14 protein-coding genes are annotated in these 13,461 nt (G+C 35.7%); 10 read left to right on the forward strand and 4 right to left on the reverse strand.

Features of this window, described 5'->3' with window-relative positions; genetic code table 11:
• The first annotated feature begins 21 nt into the window (after positions 1 to 21).
• The 3 genes from CA834_RS00935 (at position 22) to CA834_RS00945 (ending at position 3,577) form a co-directional block, all read left to right on the forward strand.
• Positions 22 to 924 carry a histone deacetylase family protein gene (locus CA834_RS00935; protein WP_094967232.1) on the forward strand — a complete coding sequence of 301 codons (903 nt, stop codon included), beginning with the start codon at positions 22 to 24 and terminating at the stop codon, positions 922 to 924.
• A 117-nt stretch (positions 925 to 1,041) separates the two neighbouring features.
• Complete coding sequence (locus CA834_RS00940; RefSeq protein ID WP_094966783.1) at positions 1,042 to 1,560, forward strand: ferritin; 519 nt, start codon at positions 1,042 to 1,044, stop codon at positions 1,558 to 1,560.
• Positions 1,561 to 2,254: 694 nt separating this feature from the next.
• Entirely contained in the window at positions 2,255 to 3,577 is a 1,323-nt protein-coding gene (locus CA834_RS00945; RefSeq protein ID WP_094966784.1) for a T9SS type A sorting domain-containing protein, read from the forward strand.
• A gap of 60 nt (positions 3,578 to 3,637) precedes the next feature.
• On the opposite strand, the gene CA834_RS00950 is transcribed toward CA834_RS00945, so the two are convergent.
• Positions 3,638 to 3,970, reverse strand: coding sequence for a single-stranded DNA-binding protein (locus CA834_RS00950; RefSeq protein WP_094966785.1), 333 nt, complete (start codon positions 3,968 to 3,970; stop codon positions 3,638 to 3,640).
• A 567-nt stretch (positions 3,971 to 4,537) separates the two neighbouring features.
• Between CA834_RS00950 and CA834_RS00955 the strand changes: the two genes are divergently transcribed.
• Together CA834_RS00955 and CA834_RS00960 are read left to right on the forward strand one after the other, a co-directional pair.
• A complete protein-coding gene (locus tag CA834_RS00955; protein WP_133085439.1) occupies positions 4,538 to 5,020 on the forward strand; it encodes a hypothetical protein in 483 nt (160 codons plus the stop codon).
• A gap of 175 nt (positions 5,021 to 5,195) precedes the next feature.
• Positions 5,196 to 5,546 carry a hypothetical protein gene (locus CA834_RS00960; protein ID WP_094966787.1) on the forward strand — a complete coding sequence of 117 codons (351 nt, stop codon included), beginning with the start codon at positions 5,196 to 5,198 and terminating at the stop codon, positions 5,544 to 5,546.
• Here the strand turns inward: CA834_RS00960 and CA834_RS00965 are convergent.
• Positions 5,543 to 6,028: a CBS domain-containing protein gene (locus CA834_RS00965; protein WP_094966788.1), complete on the reverse strand. Its 486-nt coding sequence runs from the start codon at positions 6,026 to 6,028 to the stop codon at positions 5,543 to 5,545. The genes CA834_RS00960 and CA834_RS00965 overlap by 4 nt on opposite strands.
• Before the next feature lie 105 nt (positions 6,029 to 6,133).
• On the opposite strand from CA834_RS00965, the gene CA834_RS00970 reads away from it, so the two are divergent.
• Positions 6,134 to 6,943: an NAD(P)H-binding protein gene (locus tag CA834_RS00970; RefSeq protein WP_240507388.1), complete on the forward strand. Its 810-nt coding sequence runs from the start codon at positions 6,134 to 6,136 to the stop codon at positions 6,941 to 6,943.
• 116 nt (positions 6,944 to 7,059) lie between these two features.
• The gene (locus CA834_RS00975) at positions 7,060 to 7,770 is read left to right on the forward strand and encodes a hypothetical protein (RefSeq protein ID WP_094966790.1); all 711 of its coding nucleotides are present in this window, start codon (positions 7,060 to 7,062) and stop codon (positions 7,768 to 7,770) included.
• A 53-nt stretch (positions 7,771 to 7,823) separates the two neighbouring features.
• On the opposite strand, the gene CA834_RS00980 is transcribed toward CA834_RS00975, so the two are convergent.
• Both CA834_RS00980 and CA834_RS00985 read right to left on the reverse strand, forming a co-directional pair.
• Positions 7,824 to 9,887: a M13 family metallopeptidase gene (locus CA834_RS00980; protein ID WP_094966791.1), complete on the reverse strand. Its 2,064-nt coding sequence runs from the start codon at positions 9,885 to 9,887 to the stop codon at positions 7,824 to 7,826.
• 72 nt (positions 9,888 to 9,959) lie between these two features.
• The gene (locus CA834_RS00985; RefSeq protein ID WP_133085440.1) at positions 9,960 to 10,478 is read right to left on the reverse strand and encodes a hypothetical protein; all 519 of its coding nucleotides are present in this window, start codon (positions 10,476 to 10,478) and stop codon (positions 9,960 to 9,962) included.
• 169 nt (positions 10,479 to 10,647) lie between these two features.
• Here CA834_RS00985 and CA834_RS00990 point away from each other — a divergent pair, with 169 nt between their 5' ends.
• From CA834_RS00990 to CA834_RS01000, 3 genes are all read left to right on the forward strand, one after another.
• Positions 10,648 to 11,601 (forward strand): NAD-dependent epimerase/dehydratase family protein, encoded by a 954-nt coding sequence (locus CA834_RS00990; RefSeq protein ID WP_094966793.1) that lies wholly within the window; start codon positions 10,648 to 10,650, stop codon positions 11,599 to 11,601.
• Between the two features lie 163 nt (positions 11,602 to 11,764).
• Positions 11,765 to 12,784, forward strand: a complete 1,020-nt coding sequence (locus CA834_RS00995) for an XdhC family protein (RefSeq protein WP_094966794.1) — start codon at positions 11,765 to 11,767, stop codon at positions 12,782 to 12,784.
• Complete coding sequence (locus CA834_RS01000) at positions 12,781 to 13,362, forward strand: nucleotidyltransferase family protein (RefSeq protein WP_094966795.1); 582 nt, start codon at positions 12,781 to 12,783, stop codon at positions 13,360 to 13,362. The genes CA834_RS00995 and CA834_RS01000 overlap by 4 nt, the downstream gene beginning before the upstream one ends.
• The last annotated feature ends 99 nt before the right edge of the window (positions 13,363 to 13,461 follow it).

The raw sequence follows: 13,461 nt of genomic DNA on the forward strand, positions 1-13,461 counted from the left end.
TTAATGTTATTTTTTTTGCAGATGCTAAAAATTGCTTTTAACCCCATCTACAAACATCCCCTACCAAAGGGACATCGCTTCCCAATGGAAAAGTACGACCTTTTGCCACAACAGCTAAAACATGAAGGCACTTGCTCTGAGGTCAATTTCTTTGAGCCTAAAAGACCCAATGATAAGTATATTGTGGCTGTTCATGACCCAGAATATTATTACGATTTGGTCAATATGACCTTAGATCAACGTGCTGTACGTAAAATAGGCTTTCCACTAAGTGAAGTTTTGGTAGAGCGTGAAGTTATCATTGCAGATGGCACAATAAAAGCAAGTGAACACGCCTTGCAATATGGCATTGCCATGAATATTGCTGGTGGCACACACCACGCCTTTACCAATCGCGGCGAGGCCTTTTGTTTATTAAACGATCAGGCCATCGGAGCGAGATATTTACAACATAAGGGATTGGCTCATAACATCCTCATTGTAGACCTAGATGTGCACCAAGGCAATGGCACTGCCGAAATCTTTCAGAATGATAATTCTGTATTTACTTTTTCTATGCACGGTAAGAGCAACTATCCTTTTAAAAAAGAACAAAGTGATTTAGATATTGCATTAGATAATAATACCGATGATGGTACGTATTTATCGATTCTAAAAGAAACCTTACCTACATTAATCCGCGAGCAGAATCCAGATTTTATCTATTATTTATGTGGGGTTGATGTGATATCTTCCGATAAGCTAGGGAAATTAGGACTGTCTGTAGCTGGCTGTAAGGAACGTGATCGGTTTGTTTTGGAACAATGTAAGCACAATGGTATTCCTGTAATGTGTAGCATGGGAGGTGGTTACTCGCCAGATATAAAAACCATTGTTGATGCCCATGCTAACACGTTTAGATTGGCTAATGAATTATACTTTTAATCAAATCCTAGTATTCAAAACAAATTCATTCCGAATTAGGAAAAAATGCTTTTCTATGACTAATACCCTTTATAGTGAGGGAATTAGTAAGTATCTTTACATAAAAATTAAAATATTATGTTATCAAAAACTATAGAATCCGCATTAAATAAACAAATACGAATTGAAGCTGAGTCTTCCCAAGTTTATTTGGCAATGGCTGTTTGGGCCGAAGTCAAGGGTCTTGAAGGTATTTCAAACTTCATGTACGACCAATCTGATGAAGAGCGCGAACACATGCTTAAACTGGTCAAATTTGTTAATGAGCGCGGTGGCCATGCCCGTGTTTCAGAATTGAATGCACCTAACGTGACTTTCAAGAGCTTTAAGGAAATGTTTGAAAAACTATTAGATCACGAAATTGTTGTTTCTGAAAGCATCAATGAACTGGTACACATTTCACTTCAGGAGAAAGATTATGCCACACATAATTTCTTACAATGGTACGTTGCAGAACAAATTGAGGAAGAAGCTACTGCAAGAACCATCTTGGATAAAGTTAATATGATTGGTGACGATAAGGGTGGGCTATACTTGTTCGATAGGGACATTCAACAACTTACCGTTAATTCTGCAGCGCAGACCCCAACGGCCTAAAAGTGTTAAAGTTTATTTAGATTAAATTTAAATAATTATTTTTGCTTAAACATGGTCGGTTAGGTTTTGGGCAAAAAAAAGATTGATAAGAAGCTTAAAAAAGAACGCATTAACGTTCTTAAGACGTCTGGTGCTGAAGGTTTGGGTAAAGTAAAATCCAAGTGCTGTAAAAAGTATAAAAAAGCAGAGTGCAAACGCTGCAAAAAATGCCCTTGTCATGATTTACTCAAAAAAGTGGCGTAATTGGAAGAGCACCTAACAATGTGGAAAATCCATTCTTAAAAAATATTTGGAAATTTTCAAATCCAACCTTACCAATATCACCTAACCAAGTTCTAATCTTTGAGTTTCGTTTTTCTGACGGAATTTCAAGACACTCGATATTAAGAATAGATTATTGAATTAGAACAGCATCCAAGTCCTAAAAGGATGATGCTTGATGTTCTTCTCGTACGATAATAAATTAAAGCGTTTTTATGAATAAAATTTAAAGTTTAGCATCGCTTATATATTCTTAAATCTCAATTAAGTTTGTATTTTCTTTAGCTTAAATTTATATCACAATAAAGACCAAGTTTTAGTTCATTTCGAATCCTAAACACATCCTCAATTGTAGAAAACCTTGTATTTTATGGTTTTTTTTTGAGTCTCACATTATTTTTATCTTAATTTTAAAGTCTTAACATTAGTATTTATGAAAAAAACTACCCTATCTTATTTCTTGAAATGGAAAAACAAAAATTTCCTGATTTTTAGTTTTGTATCATTTTTTATCATCGGAAATTCTCAAAATATCGAAGATTTTGAGCGAGAAGAACTGATATTTACACAGCCTCTTTGTATTCTCTACGAAGGTCCATATATTGGACAAATTTCTGTGCCCAGGTCCCAAGAAATGATATCTAAAATGGAAAGGAATGGCAACCAATGCTCTAACATAGTGATAAACTATGGTCCAGGATTTACACCAGATGCCACCGCTGCCTTTGAGTTCGCAAAAAATATTTGGGAAAACTCCATAGAATCATCCGTTCAAATTACTGTCAATGCTACATTTAGTGCCTTAGATCCAGGAGCTCTAGGTGGTGCAGCTGCTACTGGCTCCTTAACTTCTAATCACCCAGATGCCTTACCTAATGTGTTCTATCCCAGAGCCCTTGTTGAAAAGATTGAGGGATCTGAAACCGACCCTTTCGGGGCAATTACTGTAGATATTACGGCTGCCTTTAGTAATACTGCCAATTGGTATTTTGGCTTAGACGCACAACCTCCAGGTGGCCAGTTCGACTTTGTTTCAGTCGTGCTTCACGAGCTTGGCCACGGTTTAGGTTTTTTTGGTGGTGCATCCGTTGGTGGTGCAGGTATTGGTAGTATTCGGACAAATAACAATCCTACTATTTATGACTTATTCATTGAAAACGGCAGTGGCAATTCCATTACTGATACCGCAATATTTCCTGATCCTTCGATTAGCTTAGGTAACCAATTGATAAGTAATAATCTATTTTGTAATGGCCCAATAGCCGTTGGACAATTATCAGGTACTCTTCCGAGAATTTGGGCACCATCAGTATGGACCCCAGGTAGTAGTTATTCACATTGGGATGAAAATACATTTGTTCCTGGTGATATTAACTCTCTTATGTCCCCTCAAATAGGTCCTGGTGAAGCCAACCACAATCCAGGCCCAATAACTTTAGGATTTTTTGAAGATATGGGCTGGTCAATTTGCGGAGGTTCTTTAAGTGTAGATGATATAAGCCTTAACAATACACTTGTAAGTCCTAATCCCTTTAAATCGTCAATTACCATTAACTTATCTAATGGTCTTAATGATGACTACAGCGTTACTATTTTTGATATTAATGGTAGACGTGTTCTACATTCAGATTTATCTGCAAAAAATGGCGCTATCATCTTAACTGATTTAACCCAATTGGATTCGGCATTTTATTTTATAAGGATTACTAATAAAACTAACGGTGCGCAGATCACTAAAAAAATCATGAAATCTTAATTAGATACAATAAAAAGAGCGGCCAATTGAAACCGCTCTTTTTATTTTTACCTTATAGGTTTATTTCCCCAACATCAGTAGTTCATTACAAACAACCTCAGTTGTATATCGTTTTATACCGTCTTTATCTTCCCACGCACGAGTGGTCAGTTTTCCCTCAACTGCAATTTCCTTTCCTTTAGTAATGTACTTCTCTACAATTTGTGCTGTTTTTCCCCAAGCTACAATATTGTGCCATTGTGTGTCGGTTACTTTCTCGCCTTGCGCATTTTTATAACTTTCATTAGTTGCAATAGAAAATTTTGCCAAGGTCTTGCCAGACTCTAAATTGATAATTTCAGGATCGTTTCCTAAGTTTCCAATCAACTGTACTTTGTTTCTTAATGTGTTCATGATTTTAAATTTAAATGTTAAACAGTTAATACTATTGATCCTCGATGGATTCAACACTGCAAATATGAGAGGTGTAGAAAAATATAGTCGGTAGTTACCTATTTATTATCGTTTGTAATTATTTGTATTCATTTGTAAATAGTTTTAGGCTCATTATCACTAAACCCTTCTGCTTATTTGTGATATTGGAGAAAACACTTAAGCGTAAATTTTTTTATTTGAGATTAATCTTGAGTTTCACAATTTTATTTTGTGTCTACCCTCAAAGGTTACGAGACAAGAATACCCTTGTATCTATTACTACAAAACACAGCGATATTGGTATGGTTTATGTGTTGCAGAAAAATGGAAACAGACCTCGATTTAAACCAAACCTAATACACAGGCAATTCAATGATTAACTCAAAGAAACTCCGATATCATCAAAAAAAGTGGACCATAGGTACTTTGATGAAGACTCTATTTCTTAGTTCAGCTTTATTACTTTTTATAAACTCATGTAATCTATTAAATCTACATAATGTTAAAAATGATTTTAAATGGAAAAACAAAAAATTATCTCAACCTTTGGAGATTCAACTAATTTTCATTCCAATAGTAGAGAAGAATTATGATTCTACTTCCGTTTTGGCATATTATTTCAAAAAGGATGACAGAATAGCTGACATTGAATCTACTCTGAATAAAAAATTATCCAATAGGAACTTTAAACTAACGGCAACCCCAAGCAAAACTTCACTAAGCATTGATAGCCTTCAGTTTGCCGATAAAGTCGAAATGGTGAGTGTGAGTTCTAATGACGGGACCGAAGTATTGGGAGACTATGAACAGAATCTTATTACACTTAAAATAACCGGTATTTTAAATTTAAAGGATAGCACTAAAACTAGGATTTCTACTCAATATACGTTTATTGATGAACCAAGGGAAAGTTATGTGGTTGAAGGCTCTATTGCATACTCGAACAATTGGGTTAGCATTGACAAGGTGATGAATAACATTATAAATGCATACAGTTATAAGTGCTACCAAGAAGTTCAGGCGCCCTAAAGCACTTTGATTCAGATTATTTCCAACAATTACTTTAACGCATCGGAATTAACTTTAAGGGCTTTATATTTAGGTATATAACCATTGGATGGGTCGTTCTTTCAAATCAAATAATAAGATAATTATTTAGAATTAGTATCTTGTGTTTGAGTAAACCAGAACAAGAAAGCAAGACATGCATCGAAAATGTCCAGAATGTGGTGATCGAATTATCGGACGAGCTGACAAGAAGTTCTGTGGAGATGCATGTAGAAATGCCCATAATAACAGGCTCAACAAAGATTCCAAGAACCTTATTAGAAACACTAACAATCGTTTAAGAAAAAACTACAGAATTTTGGAAATCCTGAACCCTAACCAAAAAACCAAGTGCTCTCGAGCCAAATTAATTGAAAAAGGTTTTGACTTTAATTATTTCACAAGTATATATACCACCAAGGCAGGTGCTATTTATTATTTTGTGTATGACCAAGGCTACCTGCCCTTAGAAGGTGATTATTACGCTTTGGTAAAACGCAATGATTAACTACTTTTTTTAGTAGAACTATTCCAATTAACACCTTTTAGTTGCAATGCTGCTTTCAAAATATCTTTCTGACTTATTTGACCAACTAATTTTCCGTTTTCGACTATCGGGAAACGTCTAAGTTTGGAGTTTAAAAATTTGTTTGCCGCATCAAACACGTCCATATTTCCGTCTATGGTTTCTACCTCTTTGGCCATTCGTTTTTCAACGTTGTCATGTTCTAATGGCATATTGTAATATCGGCTTTCGCTTAATTGTTTTAAACAATCTCCTTCTGAAATTATCCCAACAAGTTCATTGCGATCATTCACGACCGGTCCACCGGAAATCTTATACTTAATAAGTGATTCCACAACCTCTTGAACAGATTGTTCTGGCCTAAACGTGATAAGTGAGGTGGTCATATAATCTCTAACCTTAAGGGCTACTGGTACTGATGTACCTTGTTGTTTACGTGCCCCTTGAAAACTTTTGATGCCCATATTAGATTAATTTAGTGTGTCCTCTAAAATTAGTTAAAAATTATGATTTGGCAAAACAGCATGTGTTAGCACAACCTTCTGTAACTTTGTCTAAAGTTCTACATTTTGAAAACAAGGATTTCCATTATGGGCTGTGGTTGGTTAGGTTTACCCTTGGCCGAGATTTTATTGGAAAAGGGTTTCGCCGTGAATGGGTCTACAACCTCAAAGGATAAATTAGACAGCCTCAAGAAGCAACATATTGAGCCCTTTTTAATAGGTCTCTTAGAAGAAGGCATAGAAGGTGATATTGACAATTTCCTTAAAGACAGTGAGACTTTAATTATAAACATACCACCAGGCCTTAGAACAAATCCCAATAAAAATCATGTTAAGGAAATTCGCTATCTCATTGAAGCTATAGAACGAGGTAAGGTTAAAAACGTATTATATATCAGTTCAACTTCCGTTTTTAAAGACGATCTCACATTTCCTGTTATTACTGAAGCTACCATTCCAAATAATTTATCTAAAACCGGTAATCAATTAATACGCATCGAAAACCTATTAGAACAAAACTCAAATTTCAACACCACTATTTTGAGATTTGGCGGTTTAATTGATAACAACAGGCATCCAGGAAAAGTACTTTCAGGAAGAACAGACGTCCCTAACCCTGAAGCACCCATAAATTTAATTCACAAAACAGATGCCATAAATATTATTCTTACTATACTTGAAAAAGATGTATGGCAGAACTCGTTTAATGCTGTCTATCCGCTGCATCCAGACAAAAAAACCTATTACAGCAACTATTGTGAAGCACATAGTTTACCGAGGCCCTTCTTCAATCACTCAAAAAAAAGTACAGGAAAAATTGTGGAAAGTTCAAAACTGGAACGGCTTTTGAATTATAAATACATGGCACGACCATAGAATTAATAGATTTTTAAGACCAGTTATAATTAATTTTTATAGTTTTAGCCACCCAAAAAATTAAGAATCAAGAGGGTTGTTTATAACAACCTATTCTTTTAACAAATCAAGTGAAAATGAGAAAGATTACAATCGCAATCGCGTTATTATGTTCAGTAGGAGTTTTTGCACAATCTAATGCGGATTTAAAAACACATTATGAAAGTTTTTATAAAGAAATGAAAAAGCAAGGTGATGTGCAAGGTGTTATTAACGCGCTCACCCACCTTAATATTATAGAGCCATCCGTAGCGCGTAAAGATACGTTGGCTTATCTATACTTGTCAGAAGGAAAGTACGTGCAAGCTATTAATACTTTAGGTGTTGAAAAAAATGCTACCGATTCTGACATGAATGTCGAAGTAAAAGCGATAGCCCTTAAAAATTTAAACCAGCCCAAAATGGCGTTAGAACACTTTGAAGTGCTGTATGGCAGAAAACCTAATGTATATCTGGCCTATGAAATGGTGGATATGAAAATTCAGACCAATGACCTTGCTGGTGCAAGAGAAAATTTAAACTACGCATTTGCCAACGTTACTGATGACATGAAACGTGCATATTATGAAACACAACAACCTTATGAAACCTCTATGAAGGCCGCTTTAAAATATCTGGACGGCTTGTTAACTTTTACAGAGAATAAAACTGAAAATATGGATGCTGCTTTAAAGCTTATGAATGACGCCTTAGCGATTGATCCTAATTTCAATTTAGCTAAAGTGAGCAGACAGGCTTTAGAAAATCAGAAAGCACAAATGGCTAAATCGGCAGCACAAAAAAATTAGAACATAAAAGTCAAATCATAAAAAATGCGACCCTTTTAGGTCGCATTTTTCTTTTACCAAATTCTCACTCGTTCTTCAGGAGGCAAATACATGGCGTCACCCTTTTTAATATCAAACGCCTCGTAAAAAGCATCGATATTTTTTAAGGGTTGTGTAGCCCGTATCATTCCCGGAGAATGCGGATCTGTTTTAATTTGTGTTCTTAAAGCGTCTTCTCTTATTAAAGTTCTCCATACAGTTGCCCATGACATAAAGAAACGTTGTTCTGCCGTAAAACCGTCAATATCATCTGGTCTTCCATTTTCTTCAAAATATAACTGTAAGCCATCGTAAGCCCCAAGCACACCTCCTAAATCACCTATATTTTCGCCCAATGTAAATGGTCCATTAATATTTACACTGTCTAATACTTCTATAGCGGAATACTGGTCTGCAAGAGCCTTACCTCGTTTTTCAAATTCTGCTAAATCTTCTGCTGTCCACCAATTGTTTACATTCCCATCGCCATCAAATCTTGCCCCAGAATCATCAAAGGCATGTGAAATCTCATGCCCAATAACTGCACCTATTCCGCCATAATTTACAGCTTCATCAGCAGTGTAATTATAGAATGGTGGCTGCAAAATAGCTGCCGGAAATACTATTTCATTATTTAACGGATTAAAATAAGCATTCACTGTTTGTGGAGACATGCCCCACCTACTTTTATCTACTGGCTCATTTATTTCAGATAAATTATCTTTTTGAGCCCATTCGCCCACTGCAAGCATATTTTCTGCATACGAATTTCCTTCTTTGATTTGCATTTCAGAATAGTCTCGCCATTCGTCTGGATACGCAATCTTAACAGTAAACTTATCTAATTTTTCAATAGCCTTAGCTTTGGTTTCCTCAGACATCCAATCTAAAACCTTAATTCTATTTTGAAAAGCCTTAATAATATTGGTAATCATTTTTTCAGCTTTCTCCTTGGCTTCCGGTGGAAATTTTGACTGAACATATAGTTGACCAACAGCTTCTCCAACACTTCCATCAACAGTTCCCAGAGCGCGCTCTTCGGCTGGACGCATAGATTTTGAACCATTTAAAGTTTTACCATAAAATTCCCAATTGGCTTTTTCCATTTCAGTAGTTAGAAAACCTGCTGCATTATCTAAGGTTCTCCAGGTCATTAATGTCTTTATATCTTCTAGAGGTGTACTCTTTAAAAAAGCATCCATTGCTTTCATATACTTAGGCTGCATTACCATAAGAGTGTCTATCTTTTTATCAATACCCATATCTTCCATAAATCTTTTCCAATTCATGGTAGGTACCATAGCTTGCAAATCTTCTATTGACGTGGGGTTGTTATAGTTTCTTACATCTCTACTCGCCACCTTGTCTAAACGTGGTTCTGCCAAAGCTGTTTCTAATGCCAATATTTTTAAGGCGGCAGCATTAGCCTCATTTTCCGAATAATCAATATACTGAAGCATCCTTGCAATGTGATCAGTATATTTTTGTCTAATCTCTTTAGTTTTGGCATCTTGGTCAAGGTAATAATCACGTTGTAGACCTAAGCCTCCTGGAAACACCCACGCTATATTCATACTGCTGTCATTCAAATCTGGATTCGCTCCGATACCAAAAAATGGCGAGGAAACACCAATTTCTGTAGCCACTACTTTCTGCATGTCATCTAAAGAGGAAATAGCTTTAATATCCTCTAAATAAGGTTTCAATGGTGCTGTTCCAGCTTTATTTCTCGCTAGAGTATCCAACTCGGATTCAAAAATCAATAAAGCTTTCTTTTGATCAGACCCCTCCTTATAAGCACCAAGCTCCTTTGAGGTTTTCATAATCTCTAACATGTCCTTTCTCGTGGCTTTGCGGAGCACACCAAAACCTCCCCATCGTGTCTCGTCATCTGGAATTTGAGTCGTTTTCATCCAATTTCCATTAACATAATTGTAAAAATCTTCATTTGGACTCACTTCTAGATCCATGTTTTCCAGGACTATTCCCGGAATTTTTTCCGCCATAGCGGTCTCTTGCTTAGCCTCGTCTTTACATGAGAACATCATAAAGAAAGCTAACCCTGCTAGTGCCATATGGCGACTAAGATTTAAATTCATCATAAAATTGTTATTTGATTCAAATTAATAATCGTTATATATTAGACTTTGAGAGTCTTAAAATGTTACATCTCACTCTGGTTTGATACTATCAAAAAGATCTCGCTCCAATTTTTTATTGATTTGAAAATTAAGGTTCGAAAAGGACTCTAATACCGCCTTTATGCTCTCTAATTTATCCTCGACTTTAATATTACTTAAGGTTAAATCGTCATTTAGCTTTAATATAAAGGTTTCAAGAAGGGTAACTCTAGATGAAATGGGTCGCGTCTGTAAACTTTCTGGAATGTTATCTTTGAATTCCTTTATAAAATCGACCAATAGCGCTTTGTCGCCATTGAAAAAAGATAGATCGCCTTTTTTCAGGTAATTGATCTGTATGGTCAGTTCTTGGTATTTTTCCCATGGGTTGACAATAGTTTCTGCATCTTCACTGAGTGCATAATCCGTATAGTTTAAACTTTCAATCGCTTTGGCATTAATTTTCGTTAGGTCTTGAGATTTGACCGTTTCATCGCGTTCATTAGATTTTGCATTCTCATCACAAGCTACCAACACTAAAAAACTTACTACCAAAAGGACACGTACCATAGTCATTTGAAATATTTTCTCTGTAAATATAATTAAACTATTATTTGGCAATTAAAGTATATACTTATTCGTCATTGTTAAATTCATAAAATGAATTTTATTTCTTTGAGATTATGACAAGAATCTTGTTGATTTCTCATTATTTTTGAAGATAATATAATATCAAAACATGACACCTAAAATTTTAATCATTGGTGCCTGCGGTCAAATAGGTACAGAATTAACAATGAAGTTAAGAGAACTTCACGGTAAGGAAAATGTCATTGCAAGTGACATTAACACCAGAAACCTAGAGCTTGTGAACTCAGGGCCGTTTGAAATTATTGATGCAAAAAATTTTAATGCCATAAGGGACTGCTGCAAAAATTATAAAGTTAAAACGGTTTACCTTATGGCGGCACTCCTCAGTGCTACAGGTGAAAAATACCCCATGGAAGCATGGGACCTAAATATGAATTCTTTATTCCATGTCCTTAATTTAGCGAAAGACAAGGTTATTGAACGTATATTTTGGCCATCGAGCATTGCTGTTTTTGGTCCAACAACACCTAAAATAAATACCCCACAGCATACCGTTTGCGAACCCACAACGGTGTACGGTATTACCAAACAGGTCGGTGAACGCTGGTGTGAATATTATCATAATAAATTAGGAGTAGATGTGCGCAGTATTAGATACCCAGGTATTATTAGCCACAAAGCATTACCAGGTGGAGGAACAACTGATTACGCTGTAGATATTTATCATAAAGCCATTACGAATGGGCATTACAATTGTTTCTTATCTAAGGACAGTGAATTACCGATGATTTTTATGGAAGACGCCATTAGGGCAACCTTGGAACTTATGGATGCTCCTTCTGAAAAATTAAGTATTCGCTCCGCCTATAACCTAGCAGCTATAAGTTTCACACCTCAAGACGTGTTTGAGAGCATAAAAAACTACATTCCAGAATTTGAAATAACTTACAATCCAGATTTTAGACAAGCCATAGCCGATAGTTGGCCATCTTCTATTGATGATAGCGTCGCTAGAACGGATTGGAACTGGAGTCACCGATTCGATTTAGATGCTATGACCACAGAAATGATCCACAAGCTGCGTCTAAAATATGAGTCTTAATTTAAAAAAACAGAACCAAAAACGTAGTACGTCATTATTTTAATTGGAAGTCGGCAACTTAGCCTATCTTCATTATCTTTGAAAGACCTACTTAAGCATAGTATGAAATGTATCTTGAATTAGATTGTAACAACAATTGATCCGTTAAGAATTAATTATTTATATGACGCACGAGTTTAAGCATATACTCAACAAAGCAGTGGGCTACCAAAAAAATGGCGTTAAAAGTGTCTTGGCAAGCGTTGTTCATTTAGAAGGCTCATCTTATCGCAAACCCGGTGTGCGTATGCTCATTACCGAAGATGGTAAAATGACAGGTGCGGTAAGTGGAGGCTGTATTGAACGCGAAATATATCATCAATCCTCATCGGTATTTAAAAGTGGAATACCGAAAATAATGACTTACGACGGACGATATCGATTAGGCTGTGAAGGGTTATTATACATACTCATAGAGCCTTTTTTTATAACTGATCAAGTCTTAAATACTTTTTTAGGTTGCTTAGAAAACCGAAATAGTTTTATTATAAAATCTTATTTCAAAAGTGAAGACGTTTCTGCAGAGAACCTTGGCTCCATCATTGAGTTTAAGGACGACCTTAAATTCTCGTTTCGTGACGGTTTATCTGTAGATAAAGATGCCCAACTCAAAGAATTTGTACAAAAATTGGAACCCTGTTTTAAACTCCTCATTTTTGGAGGGGAACATGATGCAGTAAAATTATGTAGTATGGCCAGTTTATTGGGCTGGGAGGTCGATATCATTACTTCAGTAAAAGACCCTAAATCCTTGGCAGATTTTCCTGGAGCAGCATCGGTGACAGCACAAACGCCTGATATTTTAGATTTAAAAATCGATTCTGAAACTGCAGTTGTTCTTATGAACCATAACTACGCACAAGATTTAAAATATCTAATAAAATTAAAAACGTATAAACCAAATTACATAGGGATATTAGGCTCGGCCCATCGTCGCGAAAAACTTATTAGTGACGTCTATGACCATGTTCCCAACTTCGACGACTCAATTCTAGAGCATATCTACAGCCCGGCAGGTTTAAATATTGGAGCTATAACACCAGAAGAAATCGCCTTATCCATTATGTCTGAAATACTTTCGGTTTACAGAGGAATTAAACCTAAATCCCTAAGAGAAGTTTCAAAGCAACCCGTCTCAAAATGAAAACTGCTATTTTAATTTTGGCAGCAGGAAAATCTTCTAGAATGGGTCGGCCTAAACAGCTGTTACCTATAAAACACAAAACCTTATTAAATAGTGCTATCGATACAGCTCTTGCGTCTAACTGTTCAGATGTTATTTGTGTAATCGGTGCCTATAGGTATAAAATTAAAGCCTCTATTCCATCTAATTCTGTCAAATTGCTAGAAAATTCAAATTTTGAACATGGTCTAAGCACAAGTATTATTGAAGGTGTTAATTATCTAGAGAAAACAAACTGTGAAGGCCTTTTAATAATGCTCGCCGATCAGCCCAAAATAAGCACTTCCCATTTAAATCAACTCTTGAGTTCTTTTGAAAATCACCCTTCCCAGATAAGTGCAACTGCTTACCCAAATTCCCTAGGCGTACCCGCTGTTTTTCCAAAAAGATTCTTTGAAGGATTGAAGCAATTAAAGGGAGACAAGGGGGCTAAAGATTTTCTAAATTCAAGATATCATCAGATTGTACAGATTAAGCATTCACAATTATTTGATATTGACACTATCCAAGATTACGAGGACTATCTCAAATCCTTATAGGAGTTAAATCTCCTAACTCTATAACTTTGAAACCTTTAAAAATTTTCTAATTATCTAAAGATCCATAAATATTAGTTAACTTTAGCTAATAAATTTAGA

The sequence above is a fragment of the Winogradskyella aurantia genome (assembly GCF_002266855.1).
Taxonomy (GTDB): domain Bacteria; phylum Bacteroidota; class Bacteroidia; order Flavobacteriales; family Flavobacteriaceae; genus Winogradskyella; species Winogradskyella aurantia.